Source organism: Caballeronia jiangsuensis, assembly GCF_046030135.1.
Lineage (GTDB): Bacteria > Pseudomonadota > Gammaproteobacteria > Burkholderiales > Burkholderiaceae > Caballeronia > Caballeronia jiangsuensis.
Genome location: NZ_JAQQDB010000019.1, coordinates 15,868 through 30,420, shown reverse-complemented (window position 1 = coordinate 30,420; position 14,553 = coordinate 15,868). Strand labels below are relative to the sequence as shown.

The following is a 14,553-nucleotide window of genomic DNA, read 5'->3' as shown; positions in this document are numbered from 1 at the left end:
CGCCCCTTTTTGCTGTTCGTGCCTCGCGCACGTGTTCTAGACGCGCATCACCTGTCCGTTCGGCTCGATCTTGCGCGGAATGACCGGCACGGCCGGCTTCGGCGACGCCGACTTCGGACGCGGCGTGGCGGACGGCTGCTCGATGGCGGCCCGGTCGGCGACCTGCTTCACCGACGTCGCGCTCTTGTGCTTTTTCCTGGCTGCGGCGGTCTGCGCGGCCGCGTGCGTCTTGCTCTTGCCCTTGACGGACTGTGCTTCGGGAGGATTCCAGACTTCCGTGTAGCGCTCGGCCGCAAAAAGCGACGACGAGCCGATCAGAAGAACGAGGATCAGGAATACGCGCTTCAAGTGATTCGCTCCAACGGTTAGTGGCCCGCTCTGCGCGAGAGGATGGCGTCGAGCGACTGCTCGGAGGTTTCCAGTTCGCGCAACGCGGCGTCGAGACGCTCGAGCGAGCGCGCGACGGATTGCCCGTCCTGCATGAAATCGGACTCGCCTCGCGTCGCGTCGAACGCCACGTTGACCGCGCGCGTCGCGCGCATGAAACGTTCGAGCGCAGCCGCTTCGAGCGGATCGTTGCGTGAAATCATCGGCAGGCTCCCTGTTGCAGACAAGCTGTACGAATATACAGTAAGCCGTCGCCACGGCAAACAGGCGGCACGCGGCGTGGTGAAAATGCCGAAGCACCTCTTGACCTGCGTTCGCGGCGTCTTTCGGCGGCATTTCGTCGCGGCTCGATGCGGCGTCGCTCGCGATTAAGTCGCCCTTAATTCTCACCCGACACACTCGTCTCGCGATCCGGCTCAATTGCCGCCGTCCGCATCGGACGGCCGGGTCATCACCGTGAGGAATGTGCCATGTCAGCCAACACTGCCGCGCGCCGAAGCTTTGCCAATCTCGCTCCGACGATGCGCAAACAATACGCGCTCACGCTGCGCGAATGCCGTCTGTCCCTGCCGGTCGAACCGTTGTGGGGACCGGCGTATCGCATGGTCGAATGGGTGCTGAAGAACGATCAGCGCGTGCAACGGCGCGTGCTTCCCGCCGATTGCACGCCCTCGCAGATCGCGGATGCACTCAAGTCCCACGTGCCGGGCCGCCGCTACGGTCCCACTGACGATGACGGCTGATCCGTCGCTGCGAGTCGAAACATTCATGGCATGCTTGTATTAATCCAAATGTGGACTAATATGTGAAACAAGTTCCTTTGGAGACTTAACGACATGTCCAACGCCGCTCGCGCCGAACTTGCGCCGGCCAGCCGCCATGTGCCGCGCCCGGCACTGGATTCGGGCGATCTCTCTGCCGCCGGCCTGCGCGCGTTCTTCAATATCGCGCGCGACTGGGAGCTTTCGGCCGAAGAGCAGATCACGCTGCTCGGCTCGCCCGGCCGCTCGACTTATTTCAAGTGGAAGCAGGACCCCGGATCCGCACGGCTTGCGCGCGACACGCTGGAGCGCCTCTCGCTGATTCTCGGCATCTACAAGGCGCTGCAGATCCTCTTGCCCGATCCCAAAGCCGCCGATACCTGGATCCGCCGCCCCAACGCCGCGCCGCCCTTCGGCGGCCATCCGGCGCTCGATCGCCTGCTGGCGGGCAATATCAGCGACCTCGTCGCCGTGCGCCAGTATCTCGACGCGATGCGAGGCGGCTGGGCGTGATGGGGATAGCATTCAACAAGGACGAATCGAACTGGCGCGAACGGTGGCCCCACAGCTTCATCGACTGGTCGCCTGCGTATCGCGTGATTCCAACGCGTTTTCCGGCCGTCAATCTGTTCGACCGAGTGGCGTCGCCGCAGGATTTCGAAGCGCTCTATGCGCTCGAAGCGATGACCAACGACCGCCTGCGCACCGAAGTCGGCGAACTCGACCTCGTGCCGGCCGACGAACGCTGTTTCGGGCCGGGTTGCGGGCCGATCATGGCCGCGTTCACGCATCTGAATCCGAACGGCAGCCGCTTTTCCGATGGCAGCTACGGCGTGTTCTATTGCGGCCGCGAACGGCAGACCGCGATCGCCGAAACGCGCTATCACGCCGGCCTCTTTCTCGCGGCGACGAACGAAGCGCCGCTGCGCCAGCAGATGCGCCTCTATACGGTGATGGCGCGCGGCGAAGTCGTCGATCTGCGCGGCGACGCGATCGTGCAGGCGGGCCTCGATCCGCGCATTCTCGCGCCGGACGACTACGGCCCGGGCACGGCGCTCGGGCGCGCGGTGCGTGCGGCAAGCGCGCCGGGGATCGCGTATCCGTCGGTGCGCGATCCGGAGGGGGAATGCCTCGCCGCGCTGCGCACGACGATGCTGCGCGACTGCCGGCACGCGGCATATCTGGAATACAACTGGAACGGCGAGACGATCGACTATGTTTTCGAGCTGAATCAGGTCGGCTGAGCGGGCAAACGTTTCACTCGTCTCAGCGGATCGCTATCGCCGTTTCGGTGCGCGTGCGCGCGAGCTTCTTCGAAGCCGGACGCGCCGCTTTCCTCGCCGGCTTCTTCGCGACATGTTCCAGCGCCTGCGCTGCCACGTTCTTGCCGCTCGCCTTCAGCCCGCCGGCGCGCGCCTTGCGGCTCGATTCCGATAGCAGCCTGGTCAGGCGCGCGTCGGCTGGCGCCTCGCCCTTGCGGTTCTTGCGCGCCGCCTCGCGCGTGCGGCGCTTCGCTTCCTTTTCGAGGAAGATCGCGAGCGCGGCCTCGTCGGTCTTGAGCCCGTGACGGCGCGACGCGGACATCGTCTCGGCAAGTTCGCCGGCCTCGAATGCGTCGATCACCGCCGGATGCACGTAGCACTTGCGGCACACGGCGGGCGTGTTGCGCAGCAGTTGCGCGACTTCCTTGATCGTGCCGACGATATGCCTGCGCGCCTCCGTCACGGTTTCCCATTTCAGCCGTCTGAGCGCCGCGAGCGCGAACACGCTGCCGGCCCACGTCCGATAGTCCTTCGCGGTGAAATCCGCGCCCGTGATCTCGTGGAGATAGTCGTTGATATCGGATGAGGAAACGGTATGGCGCGTGCCGTCCGCATCGAGGTACTGGAAGAGATCCTGGCCCGGCAAGTCCATGCAGCGTTTGACGATGCGCGCGACCCGCGTGTCGCTGACCGCGACATCGTGCTCGATGCCGCTCTTGCCGCGGAACCTGAATCTCAACGTTCCCGCCGATACTTTCAGATGGCGCTTCCTGAGCGTCGTCAGTCCGTACGAGCGATTCTCACGCGCGTATTCCTCGCTGCCGACGCGGATGAGCGTCGTGTCGAGCAGGCGCACGACAGTCGCGAGCACCTTGTTGCGCGGCATGCCGTCGAGCTTGAGATCGCGTGCGACGCGCGATCGCAGCTTCGGCAGCACGACGGAAAACGCGAGCATGCGCTCGTACTTGTTGGCGTCACGCGTTTCGCGCCATTGCGCGTGATAGCGATATTGCTTGCGCCCGCGCGCATCGCGTCCGGTTGCCTGGAGATGCCCGCGCGAGTCCGGGCAGATCCACACATCGGTATAAGCGGGCGGAACGGCGAGCGCATTGATGCGGCGAATCTCGGCTTCGTCGTCGATACGCTTGCCTTGCGTGTTGAAGTACGCGAATGCGCCGTCGATCCAGTCGCGCGTATATCCGCGCCGCGAATCGTCCATGTAGCGCAGGCCCGGCGGCAAATCTTCCGGGCAGCCCTGCACGCCGCCCGTCAGAACGTCGCTGGCCCCGCCGCCTGTCTCGTTGTTCGTTCCGATTCTCGCCACCGCGCGCCTCGCCTGATTGTCGTTCGAGTCATGGCGATGCATCGAGCAACGTGCGTGCCGGAGCGGCCGCCCGTGCGAGCAGGCAGGGGAATCAGGGCAGCGCGAGTTCGCGCGCGCCTTCGGAGGCGGCCCAGCGCTCCTTGACGGACCAGCGTTCCTCGGTGCCGGCCTGAACGATCGTGAGCCGGCCTTCCGGCGCGAAAGCGCACGTATCGATGTAAATCTGCGAGCCGATCTGCTTCACCGCGCGCGTCGGCGTATGGCCGCAGTAGGTCGGCGACAGGCCGAGCTGCTGCTGCGGGTCCGCGTGACCGAGCGCGAGGCCGCGACCCCACAGAATCTGGCTGCGCACGTCTTCGTGGAAATCGCCGGCGTCGAGTTCGGCGTCGTTGCCGAAAAACTCCGCGTGCAGCACATTGAAGCGCCGCTCGCCCTCGCCGACGATGCGCACGAGCGGCAGCTTCGCGAGCCGCGCCGCGAGCGCGGCGAGTTGATCGTCGGGGACCGTTTCGGCCCACGCGCCGCCGATCGCATACCACGACTGACGGCGCATCGTGCCTGCCGCCACGGAGATCAGCGAATCCTCGTGATTGCCGAGCACCGGATAGAACCACGGCTTGTCGATGAGATCGACGGCCGCGAGCGAGTCCGTGCCGCGATCGACCAGATCGCCGACGGAAAATAGCCGGTCCCGCGCACCATCGAAGCCGATTTCGCGCAACAGATAGCGCAGCGCATCCACGCAGCCATGCAGATCGCCGACCACGAAATCGCGGCCGATATCATTGGCAGGATGCCTGCAGACGATAGGATAGGTAGGACCATTCATGCGCCCATGATAGCGCTGCTCAATGACGGAATGTGAGTGCTGGCTCGCTTTTGCAAGCAGTCTGCAAGCCGCATCCACACTCGTTACAACGGCGTTACCGGCGCGCTCGAAGCACGTGTAAAAGCTGCCGCACGTGCTTGTCGGGAACCGTATTTATTGCGTCATCGAGCGAAGCCGCGCGACCGCTTTCGCATCGGTCGTCGCGCGTGGATCGCCGAACTGGCGCGTGATGAAATTGCTCAGTGCGGCGATCTGTTCGTCGGTCAGTTGCGCGGCGAATGCGGGCATCTGCGCGTACGCATCGCGCGTTTGGCGATTCACGCCGTGCAGGATCACGAGGACGAGATTGCTCGTCGTCGCTGTGCCGAGTGCGCCGGTCACGCCGTCGTGGACGAGCGGGGGAAACGGCTTGCTGCCCTCGCCCGTCATGCCGTGGCAACAGGCGCACGCGGCGGCGTAGAGCCGTGCGCCGTCGGTGTCGAGCGCCGTGATATCCGTGCGGGCTGGCCGGCCGAAACTCGTGCGCGAGCGCGCGTCCTTCACCGCGACGGGCGGCACCGCGCGCATATACGCGATCATCGCGCGCAGATCGGCGGTCGTCAGGAATTGCGTGCTCGTCGCGACGACTTCCGCCATCGGTCCGATGGCATAGGCGCGGCCGGGCGCGGCGCCGGTCGACAGGAAGCGCAGCAGTTCATCGTCACGCCATGCGCCGATGCCCGCAACGCGCTCCGGCGTGAGGTTGCCCGCCTGCCAGCCCGCGACCGTCGCGCCGCCGAGCCGCTCGCTTCGATTAAGCCCGCCGAGCCAGTTGCGTGGCGTGTGACATTCGCCGCAATGCCCGAGCCCTTCGACGAGATACGCGCCGCGATTCCACTCCGCGCTCTTCGACGGATCGGGCACGAAGCGCCCCGGCGAAAAGTTGAACAGATTCCACAGCGTCATCAGCCAGCGCTGGTCGAAGGGAAACGCGAGCGTGTTGCGCGGCGTCGCGGCGCGCACGGGCGGCACGGTCGCAAGCCACGCGCGCATCGCGAGCAGATCGGCGTCGGAGAGCAGCGTGTACGCGGTGTACGGAAACGCCGGATAGAGTTGCTCGCCGTTGCGGCCGATGCCCTCGCGCATCGCGCGGACGAATTGCGCGTCGGTCCATGCGCCGATGCCCGTTTCGCGGTCGCTCGTGATGTTCGGCGCGAACACGTTGCCGAACGGCGTCGCGATCGGCCTGCCGCCCGCGAAAGGCCGCGCGGGATCGGCGGTATGGCAGCTCATGCAGCCGCCCGCGCGTACGAGATATTCGCCCTGAGCGGCATTCGTTTGTGCCCTGGCGAGGCCGGGCAGACACGCCAGCACGACGATCAGGCACGCGAGCCGCGCGTTCATCGGAGCGATGTTTCGATCGTGCCGGCGAGTCGCAGCGACAGCGCCGCGATCGTCAGCGTGCAGTTGACCGACCCGCCCGCCGGCATCACCGCGCTGCCGGCGATGAAAAGATTCGGATGATCGTGCGCGCGGCATTCGGCATCGACGACCGCATCGTTCGGATCGCGGCCCATGATCGCCGTGCCCATGATGTGGCTGCTCGCGCCGAGCGAATCGTCGTATTCGATTTCGGTGCCCTCGAACATGCCGGCGATGCGCTCGAACTGCGCGTGCGTATCGGCGGCGCTCTTGCGCACGTAATCGTCGATGGAATAGGCGATCTCCGGGCGCGGCAAGCCGAGCGCATCCTTTTGCGCCGACAGCGTCACGCGATTCGCGCCCGATGGCAATTGCTCGTGAAAGCTGCCGAACGTCAGCCTGCGCGCGCATTGCTCGCGGATCTGCCGGTCGAGCTCGCCGCCCGTCAGACCTCGGCCGACAAGATTCCAGGTGACGGCGAGCGTCGGCGCGGCGTTCGACAGATGCAGCTTTTTCGCCGCCTGCTGCGCGCGAAACGGGCCGTCGCGAAAATCGACGATCGAGCTCATTTCCACCGGCCCGCGCCCCGGCCACAGCGCCTCGTTCGCGAGAAAGCTCACGCTCGCGCCGGGATGATCCATCAGATTGCGCCCGACCTGATCTGAACCATTGGCGATGCCCTTTGGATAGCGCGCCGACGCCGACATCAAAAGCAGCTTCGGCGTTTCGATGCCGTTCGCCGCGATCACGAAGCGCCTGCCGGTCACGCGCGTGCTCTGGCCGTTCGGGTCCTTGCAGTGAATCGCGACGATGTCTCCGCGATCGTTCGCCTCGACGCGATACGCGACAGCCTGCGCGATCAGCGTCGCGCCCGCGCGCTCGGCCTTGTCGGCGTGCGTGGCGGCGTGGTACAGCGCGCCGATCGGGCAAATCGGCATGCAATTGTTGTTGCCGCAGCACGCGGGTCGCGCATCGTAAGGACGGCTGTTGCGCGCCATCGGCTCGGGCACGACGCGCAACGACTGCGCGCCGAGCACCTCGGCCACCCGCCGGTCCATCCATGAAAGCGGCAGCGCGCTCATCGGATACGGCGTGGAGCGCGGCGAGCCGAGATCGACGTCCGGGCCCGCGACGCCCAGCTCGACTTCCGCCTGCCCGTACCAAGGCTCCAGCGTCTCGTAGGGAAACGGCCAGTCGCGCCCGACGCCGTATAGCGACTTCACGCGAAAATCGGCGGGCAAGAGTCGCCACGCGGCGCCGGCCCAATGCCACGTCGTGCCGCCGACGAGCCGAAGATATTGCGGCTGATACGGCGTCGCGCCGCGATCGATGAGATACGCGCCGGGATTCATCGGCTCGGGGCGCGGCGCGTGACGCAACAGCGGATACGGCGCGCACAGGTCGCGCTTGTCGGCCACGCGGCGAAAGCTGTCGACGATCTGCCAGCGCGCGAGACGCGGCCCGGCTTCGAGCAGGATCACCGACGCGCCCGCCCTCGCCAGCCGATACGCGACGAGACTGCCCGCCACGCCCGACCCGACGACGACCACATCCGCCGAAGTGGAACCCGCCATGCGCGCGCCTTTGTCCTTGGTCGTGATACGGCGGTCCGGCTGTTCAGGGCTTCTGCGCCCAGTCGGCCGGCTCGCCGCGGCAGTATGAGGGAATCGTGAGCATGTCGCCGACCGGATCGAACATCAGTGCGCGTTCGTACGCAACGACCTCGACATGCGGCGGCTCGCCGACGACGCCGAGATACCACGCACGCATCACCGCGCTCACGGTCTTCGCCAGTTCGGGATGCGTGGGTTCGAGCGCGGCGGTGATGATGTCTGTCGGCGTGCCGCCGTGCGTCGCGATCCATTGATTCAGCGCGGCGATCTTCGCGGCGAATCCGGGCACGTTGCGGGCGAGCGCGGCGTGCACGCGGTCGGCCAGAAGCGGATCGAAGCTCGCGCGGCCGGTGAGTCGCGCCGATACCGCGAGAAACGTATCGAAGCCGGGCGCGCGCGCCGGTTGAGCGCGCAGCGGCGGCAACGCCCACGCGGCGCACACGCTCGCCACGATGCTCCGCCGCATCACGAAAGAAACGCGCTCAGACGCTTTCATGCGCTTTCCTCAGGCTGCCGAAAGGTGGCCGGGCAATAATCGCAGGCATCGAGCGAAGCCTGGCTCTCATGCGGATAAAAACGAAATGAAGCAGATTCTCCCGCCCGTTCTGCGCTACCGGCCGCGCGCCCTGATCGGCCTTCTGGTTGGTTGCGTCGTCGCCGCTTTGGTTCCGGCGCACGTGCGGCCGACCGCGCGGGCGCTGATCGGCTGGGACTCGGCGGTGTGGCTCTATCTCGTGCTGATCTGGCTGAAGATGGCGACGGCGCGCCAGAGCGACGTGCAAGCGCTCGCCGAACGCGAGGACGAGAACGCCGCAACCGTCCTGATGGTCGTGAGCGTCGCGGCAATCGCGAGCATCGTGGCGATCGTCATGGAGTTATCGACCGCGAAGAACATGGGCTCCGGAGCGGTGCTGCATTACGTGCTGACCGGCGCGACGATGCTCGGCGCCTGGTTCCTGATCCCGACGATGTTCACGCTGCACTACGCGCGCCATTACTATCAGTCGCCGGACAACGATCCCGCGCTCAGGTTTCCCGACCGGCATCTGAAGCCCGATTACTGGGACTTCCTCTACTTCTCCTTCACGATCGCGGTCGCATCCCAGACCGCCGACGTCGCCCTCGCATCGACAGCCGCGCGCCGCACGGCGCTCGGGCAGGCGGTGCTGTCGTTCTTCTTCAACCTCGCGGTGCTCGGGCTCTCGATCAACATCGCCGCGAGCATGGTCGGCGGCTGAAACGACGCTGTCACGCGCGCTCCATAAGCTCGTCGGATACGCCGTGTAAAAACGCGGCGCGTGCCGCTGTCAGTTTTACACGCGGCACGTTCGTGCCGTTCCGCCGGCGGTCTTTTAGCGCCATCGGCGCACATGGACGGGCTGCACCGTTCACGCAATCGGTCTCGTGGCACACCGATTGCTGCACTGCGCCAGTCAGTTCCGACGAAACCCCGATCAGCGCTCGCATGCGCGGCTTTTCGCCCGCACGTTCCTCTTGCTCAGGAGCCCCATTTTGCCTTTGAACGTTCTGCTGGTCGCCTCCGAAGCCGTGCCGCTCGCCAAGACCGGCGGACTCGGCGACATGGTCAGCGCCTACGCCGCCGCGCTGCGCGAAGCCGGCGTCGATGCCACCATCCTGCTCCCCGCCTACCCGAACGCGATCGCTCAGGCAGAAGGTCTGAGCAAGGTCGGCACGCTCACAGGCCTGCCCGGCGGCGATGCGGCGCTGTTGCGCGGACGCATGCCCGACACCGGCGTGCCCGTGTTGCTGCTCCGTTGCGACGCGCTCTATGCGCGCACCGGTCTCTATCAGGATGCGCAGGGCCGCGACTATCCGGACAACGCGATCCGCTTCGCGACGCTCTCGGCCGCCGCCGTCAGGATCGCCGAAGGCGTGCGCGGCGTGAAGAAGCCGGACATCGTTCATGCGCACGACTGGCATACGGCCCTCACGCCGCTCCTGATGAAGCACGCGGGCGTGCACGCGAAGAGCGTATTCACGATCCACAATCTCGCATTCCAGGGCAACTACGCGCTCTCGCTTGGTGCGTCGCTCGGTGTGCCGGAAAAATGGCTGGTGCATGCGCTCAGCGATCCGCAGAGCATCGAGTTCTACGGCGCGCTGAGTCTGATGAAAGCGGGCATCGTGCATGCCGATCGCGTGACGACCGTCTCCGAAACCTATGCGCGCGAGATTCTCACGCCGCGCTTCGGGCACCTGATGGAAGGCGTGCTGCAAAGCTGCGCGGACAAATTGCAGGGCGTCGTGAACGGCATCGACGAAGCAACGTGGGATCCCGCCGCCGATCCGCTCATCGAACGCAACTATTCGTTCGACGACATGCGCGGCAAGCACGCGTGCAAGCGCGCGCTGCAACGCAAGTTCGGCCTGCCCGTCGATCCGTTCGCGCCGCTCATGGCGATCGGTAGCCGCATGACCGGTCAAAAGCTCGCCGATGTCGTGGTCGAGGCGCTGCCCCGGCTGCTCGAAAAACATCCGCGACTGCAACTCGCGGTGATCGGCAAGGGCGAAGCGTATATCGAGGCGGGCTTCAGGAAACTCGCGCAGGAGTGGCCGGATCGCGTGGGCGTGTATATCGGATATGACGAACGGCGCGCGCATGCACTGCACGCGGGCGCCGATCTTCTGCTGCACGGCAGCCGCTTCGAGCCGTGCGGCCTGACGCAGATGTATGCGATGCGCTACGGCACGTTGCCGATCGCGTCGCGCGTGGGCGGCCTCGCCGACACGATCGTCGATGCGGCGCAAAACGCGGCGCATGGCGTGCGCGACGTGCTGCGTCCATCGGCGTATCTGCGCGACGGCACGCACGACATGCCGATCGCGTCGATCCCCGCGCCGCGCGCCTCGCACGCGCCCACGGGCTTTCTCTTCGATGGCGAACGCGCCGCCGATGTCATCGACGCCGCGAGCCGCGCGCTCGATGCCTACATGCGTCCGCAAGTGTGGCGCGCGCTGCAGCGCAACGCGATGTCCTGCGATTTCGGATGGAACGAAGCCGTGACGACGATGGTCGCACTGTACGTCGGCCTGAGCGACGCGCGTCCGAGCCGGTCGACATTGCGTGCGCGCCGTGTTCCGGACGTCATGCAGGCGCCCGCGCAGACCCACGCGCAGGACGCGCGTTCGCTTGCGCGCACCGCATGAGCATGGGCGGCGCAGTTGCTCCATAGTAGTGCCTTGATGCAAAGCCGAACCGGGCATTCGCAAGGGGCGCGGCACGCAACGTGCTGCCTCGCCCCGTGCGACGACCGAAGGAAGTCCCTTCAAGAACGATCGAAGGGAATGCTCCGAAGGAAATCACTTGGGATCGTGGCGCCCACCGTGAGCGCGGCCAGCGCTCGATGCACGGTGCATCGCGATACGCGGCCAGGCAGGCGTCGATTCACGCGGCGCCAGGGTGTAATCTGAGTTCCGCCTGAGCGCCGCGCGATTCCGTATGTGCGGACCGGCTCTTCAGCAGTTTGGCCCGTGAGCGTGATCGCGATTGATGCCCGCATCCCCGCCACCGCAGGACGACTCTGGAAAAGACGAACGATGGAAAACCATCAAGCTCATCATGCGTACGCGCCGCGTATTTACTTCATCGATCCCCTGCTCGTCGGCCCGCTCGCGAACTGGCCCGACCAGTTCAGGCATGCGGCCGCGCTCGGCTTCGATCACGTCCTGATCGGCTCGCCGTTCGTGCCCGGCAGCAACGGGCACCGCGAAGCCGTCGCGGATCATCATCGGCTGCATCCTGTTTTCGAATCCGATGCGAGCGCATCCGATGGCCTGCGCCAGCTCGCCGACGCCGCGAAGAAACACAAGCTCACGCTGCTCGTCGATATCGTGATCGATCGCGTGAGCGCGGAAGGCGGGCTCTATCAGGAGAACAAACACTGGTTTCAGCCGTTCGAGAGCGCCGATGCGCGGCTCGATCCACGCAAGCCGCCGCGTCAGCGCGATGTCGCCTGGGCGAACTTCGCCGATGGCGAGTCCGCGCATCATCTGACCGAATGGTGGGCGCGCGAGCTGAACCTGCTCGCCGACGCGGGCGTCGGCGGCTTTCGCTTCGATTCGCCGCATGCGGTGCCCGCGCACGTGTGGCGCAGGCTCGGCGCGGCGGTGCGCGAGAAGCATCCCGAGACGCGCTGGCTCGCATGGACCGTCGGCGTCACGCGCCATGATCTGCATGGTCTCGCCGACGCCGCGTTCGACGCCGTGTTCGCATCGACGCGCTGGTGGGACTTCAAGAGCGCGTGGCTCTTCGACGAGCACGCGGCGCTGTCGCGCATCGCATCGCCCATCACGTTTCCCGAAGATCCGTTCGGCGCGCGGCTCATCAGCGATCTCTCCGACACGAGCGACACCGCGCTCGTCGAACGCGCCTACACGCGCGTGCTCGACACCGCCGCCGCGCTCGGCACCGGCATCATGGTGCCGATGGGATTCGAGTATGGCGTCGGCCTGCCGATGTCGCCGCAATACGGCGTCGCCGCCGAATACGAACGTGCGAAGAACGAGAAGCGCATCGACCTCACGGCACGCGTCAAACGTGCGAACGACTTGCAACGCAATGTCGCCACGCTGTCGAGCGTCGGCGAACTGCGGGCGCTGACGGGCGCGGGCACGCCGTACGCGGCGCTGATCCGCGCGGATGGCGGCGATCTGCGCCACAGCAACGACGCCGTGCTCGCCGTGATCAATCCCGATCTCGTCGCGCCCGTGCATGTCGATACGCTGCATCTGCTCGAATCGGTGCCGGGCAACTACACGCGCTTCGCGCTGATCGACGATTCCATGGGGAAGGCCGAACGTCTCGCGCCCTTCACGTTGAAGGCGGGCGAAGTGCGGCTCTTCCGCGCCGAGGCCGAGCCCTTCATCCTGCTCGCGCAGCCGCAGGTGAAACGTGGCGCGAAGACCGCCGACAAGAAGGCGGTGACCGAGGCGATCGCCGCGCCGCGCGTGTCGATCGAAAGCGTGACGCCTTCGGTCGATCATGGGCGCTTTCCGGCGAAGCGCATCGTCGGCGAAGCGGTGGAGATTCAGGCCGCGATCTTCGCGGAAGGCCACGACAAGATCGCCGCTGCCGTGCAATGGCGCGCCGCCGACGAAACCGACTGGCACGAAGCGCCGATGCGCGCCGTGCAGCCCGCCGGCCTCGACTTGTGGAGCACGCGCATTCCGCTCGAACGCGTCGGGCGCCACGAGTTCGTCGTGATGGCGTGGCGCGACGATTTCGCGTCGCTCGTCGATCACATGCAGAAGAAGCTGAAGGCCGGGCAGACCGTCGAACTCGAAGTCGAGGAAGCCAAGCATCTGTTCGCGCTGATCCTGGCCGAAGTCAAGACCGCCGACGATCCCGACAGCGACAGCGCCCCGCTCGATGCGATCGTGAAGGAGTTCACCAAGGCCGACGACGCGCGCAAGCTCGAACTCACGCTTGCGCCGGCGACCGCGAAGGCCATTGCAGCGGCGCGGCATCGTCCGTTCCTGTCGCGCGATCCGGTCGTGTATCGCGTCGATGCGGAACGCGCCGCCGCGCGCTTCGCGAGCTGGTACGAGATCTTCCCGCGCTCGATGAGCGACGACGTGAACCGTCATGGCACGTTCATCGACGTGATCGGCAAGCTGCCGCGCATCCGCGAGATGGGTTTCGACGTGCTCTATTTCCCGCCGATCCATCCGATCGGCGTCGCGAATCGCAAGGGCAAGAACAACACGCTGACGGCGGGTCCCGGCGATGTCGGCAGCCCGTATGCGATCGGCGGCAAGGAAGGCGGACATACCGCCGTGCATCCGGAGCTCGGCAATCTCGATGACTTCAAGCGCATGCTCGAAGCCGCGCATGAGCACGGTCTGGAGATCGCGCTCGACTTCGCGGTGCAATGCTCGCCCGATCATCCGTGGCTCAAGGAACATCCGACGTGGTTCGCGTGGCGTCCCGACGGCACTTTGCGTTATGCCGAGAATCCGCCGAAGAAGTATCAGGACATCGTGAATCCGGACTTCTATGCGCAGGACGCGAAGCCCGATTTATGGATCGGGTTGCGCGATGTCTTCCTGCACTGGATCGCGGCGGGCGTACGCATCTTCCGCGTCGACAATCCGCATACGAAGCCGTTCCCGTTCTGGGAATGGGTGATCGGCGACGTGCGCGCGCGCCATCCCGACGTCATCTTCCTCTCCGAAGCGTTCACGCGGCCGCGCGTGATGAATCGTCTCGCCAAGCTCGGCTTCTCGCAGTCGTACACGTACTTCACGTGGCGCGAGAGCAAGCGCGATTTCATCGACTACATGCACGATCTCACGCAGACCGACGCGAAGGAATTCTTCCGCCCGAACTTCTTCGTGAATACGCCGGACATCAATCCGCGCTTTCTGCAAAGCTCGGGGCGTCCGGGCTTCGTGATTCGCGCGGCGCTGGCGGCGACCTTATCGGGCTTGTGGGGCGTGTATAGCGGCTTCGAACTGTGCGAGTCCGCCGCGCTGCCGAACAGCGAGGAGTATCTCGACTCCGAGAAGTATGAAATCAGGGCGTGGGACTGGAATCGTCCCGGCAACATCGTGACCGAGATCACCGCGCTCAATCGCATCCGCCGCGCGAATCCCGCGTTGCAGACGCATCTCGGCGTGAACTTCCTGCCCGCGCATAACGATCACATTCTGTTCTTCGAGAAGGCGAACGCATCGCGGGACAACGTCGTGCTCGTCGCGATCAATCTCGATCCGTTCAACGAGCAAGGCGCGGATATCGAGTTGCCGTGGCAGACGCTCGAACGCTGGGGCGTGCAAGAAGGCGATGCGCTCGCGGTCGAGGACCAGGTGACGGGCGAGCGATTCGAATGGCGCGGACGGCGTCAGCACGTGCGGCTCGATCCGCATTCGCTGCCGTTCGCGATCTGGCGCATTTCACCGACATGGGGCTTGCCGAAGCCGCAGCCGGACAACGAAGGATGAATCCTCAGCAGCG

Annotated in this window: 13 protein-coding genes; 6 read left to right on the top strand and 7 right to left on the bottom strand. The window is 65.9% G+C overall.

What is annotated here, in order from left to right:
- Positions 1 to 36: 36 nt before the first annotated feature.
- Both PQR08_RS20740 and PQR08_RS20735 read right to left on the bottom strand, forming a co-directional pair.
- A complete protein-coding gene (locus tag PQR08_RS20740) occupies positions 37 to 348 on the bottom strand; it encodes a hypothetical protein (RefSeq protein WP_187605552.1) in 312 nt (103 codons plus the stop codon).
- A gap of 17 nt (positions 349 to 365) precedes the next feature.
- On the bottom strand, positions 366 to 590 hold the full coding sequence (locus PQR08_RS20735; protein WP_250484325.1) for a hypothetical protein: 225 nt from the start codon (positions 588 to 590) through the stop codon (positions 366 to 368).
- A gap of 267 nt (positions 591 to 857) precedes the next feature.
- Between PQR08_RS20735 and PQR08_RS20730 the strand changes: the two genes are divergently transcribed.
- The 3 genes from PQR08_RS20730 (at position 858) to PQR08_RS20720 (ending at position 2,392) form a co-directional block, all read left to right on the top strand.
- Entirely contained in the window at positions 858 to 1,130 is a 273-nt protein-coding gene (locus tag PQR08_RS20730) for a DUF2866 domain-containing protein (protein WP_187605550.1), read from the top strand.
- A gap of 93 nt (positions 1,131 to 1,223) precedes the next feature.
- Positions 1,224 to 1,661, top strand: coding sequence for an MbcA/ParS/Xre antitoxin family protein (locus PQR08_RS20725; protein ID WP_250484324.1), 438 nt, complete (start codon positions 1,224 to 1,226; stop codon positions 1,659 to 1,661).
- Positions 1,661 to 2,392 (top strand): RES family NAD+ phosphorylase, encoded by a 732-nt coding sequence (locus PQR08_RS20720; RefSeq protein WP_250484383.1) that lies wholly within the window; start codon positions 1,661 to 1,663, stop codon positions 2,390 to 2,392. Before PQR08_RS20725 ends, PQR08_RS20720 begins: the two co-directional genes overlap by 1 nt.
- Before the next feature lie 22 nt (positions 2,393 to 2,414).
- On the opposite strand, the gene PQR08_RS20715 is transcribed toward PQR08_RS20720, so the two are convergent.
- The 5 genes from PQR08_RS20715 to PQR08_RS20695 all read right to left on the bottom strand — a co-directional run bounded on the left by PQR08_RS20715 (position 2,415) and on the right by PQR08_RS20695 (position 8,073).
- Positions 2,415 to 3,776 (bottom strand): DNA topoisomerase IB, encoded by a 1,362-nt coding sequence (locus PQR08_RS20715; RefSeq protein ID WP_187605549.1) that lies wholly within the window; start codon positions 3,774 to 3,776, stop codon positions 2,415 to 2,417.
- A 49-nt stretch (positions 3,777 to 3,825) separates the two neighbouring features.
- On the bottom strand, positions 3,826 to 4,563 hold the full coding sequence (locus PQR08_RS20710; protein ID WP_250484322.1) for a metallophosphoesterase: 738 nt from the start codon (positions 4,561 to 4,563) through the stop codon (positions 3,826 to 3,828).
- Between the two features lie 153 nt (positions 4,564 to 4,716).
- Complete coding sequence (locus PQR08_RS20705; RefSeq protein WP_250484321.1) at positions 4,717 to 5,946, bottom strand: cytochrome c; 1,230 nt, start codon at positions 5,944 to 5,946, stop codon at positions 4,717 to 4,719.
- On the bottom strand, positions 5,943 to 7,538 hold the full coding sequence (locus PQR08_RS20700) for a GMC family oxidoreductase (RefSeq protein WP_250484320.1): 1,596 nt from the start codon (positions 7,536 to 7,538) through the stop codon (positions 5,943 to 5,945). Before PQR08_RS20700 ends, PQR08_RS20705 begins: the two co-directional genes overlap by 4 nt.
- Positions 7,539 to 7,581: 43 nt before the next feature.
- Positions 7,582 to 8,073: a sugar dehydrogenase complex small subunit gene (locus tag PQR08_RS20695; RefSeq protein ID WP_250484319.1), complete on the bottom strand. Its 492-nt coding sequence runs from the start codon at positions 8,071 to 8,073 to the stop codon at positions 7,582 to 7,584.
- 85 nt (positions 8,074 to 8,158) lie between these two features.
- On the opposite strand from PQR08_RS20695, the gene PQR08_RS20690 reads away from it, so the two are divergent.
- From PQR08_RS20690 to PQR08_RS20680, 3 genes are all read left to right on the top strand, one after another.
- A complete protein-coding gene (locus tag PQR08_RS20690; RefSeq protein WP_238295417.1) occupies positions 8,159 to 8,815 on the top strand; it encodes a DUF1345 domain-containing protein in 657 nt (218 codons plus the stop codon).
- A gap of 274 nt (positions 8,816 to 9,089) precedes the next feature.
- On the top strand, positions 9,090 to 10,745 hold the full coding sequence (gene glgA / locus PQR08_RS20685; protein ID WP_408162213.1) for a glycogen synthase GlgA: 1,656 nt from the start codon (positions 9,090 to 9,092) through the stop codon (positions 10,743 to 10,745).
- A 390-nt stretch (positions 10,746 to 11,135) separates the two neighbouring features.
- Positions 11,136 to 14,540 (top strand): maltotransferase domain-containing protein, encoded by a 3,405-nt coding sequence (locus tag PQR08_RS20680; protein ID WP_250484317.1) that lies wholly within the window; start codon positions 11,136 to 11,138, stop codon positions 14,538 to 14,540.
- The last annotated feature ends 13 nt before the right edge of the window (positions 14,541 to 14,553 follow it).

Bases quoted from the DNA above. Each gene is read 5' to 3' on its own strand.
- PQR08_RS20735 (WP_250484325.1), bottom strand. From the start codon at position 590: ATGATTTCACGCAACGATCCGCTCGAAGCGGCTGCGCTCGAACGTTTC.
- PQR08_RS20730 (WP_187605550.1), top strand. From the start codon at position 858: ATGTCAGCCAACACTGCCGCGCGCCGAAGCTTTGCCAATCTCGCTCCG.
- PQR08_RS20725 (WP_250484324.1), top strand. From the start codon at position 1,224: ATGTCCAACGCCGCTCGCGCCGAACTTGCGCCGGCCAGCCGCCATGTG.
- PQR08_RS20720 (WP_250484383.1), top strand. From the start codon at position 1,661: ATGGGGATAGCATTCAACAAGGACGAATCGAACTGGCGCGAACGGTGG.
- PQR08_RS20715 (WP_187605549.1), bottom strand. From the start codon at position 3,776: ATGCATCGCCATGACTCGAACGACAATCAGGCGAGGCGCGCGGTGGCG.
- PQR08_RS20710 (WP_250484322.1), bottom strand. From the start codon at position 4,563: ATGAATGGTCCTACCTATCCTATCGTCTGCAGGCATCCTGCCAATGAT.
- PQR08_RS20705 (WP_250484321.1), bottom strand. From the start codon at position 5,946: ATGAACGCGCGGCTCGCGTGCCTGATCGTCGTGCTGGCGTGTCTGCCC.
- PQR08_RS20700 (WP_250484320.1), bottom strand. From the start codon at position 7,538: ATGGCGGGTTCCACTTCGGCGGATGTGGTCGTCGTCGGGTCGGGCGTG.
- PQR08_RS20695 (WP_250484319.1), bottom strand. From the start codon at position 8,073: ATGAAAGCGTCTGAGCGCGTTTCTTTCGTGATGCGGCGGAGCATCGTG.
- PQR08_RS20690 (WP_238295417.1), top strand. From the start codon at position 8,159: ATGAAGCAGATTCTCCCGCCCGTTCTGCGCTACCGGCCGCGCGCCCTG.
- PQR08_RS20680 (WP_250484317.1), top strand. From the start codon at position 11,136: ATGGAAAACCATCAAGCTCATCATGCGTACGCGCCGCGTATTTACTTC.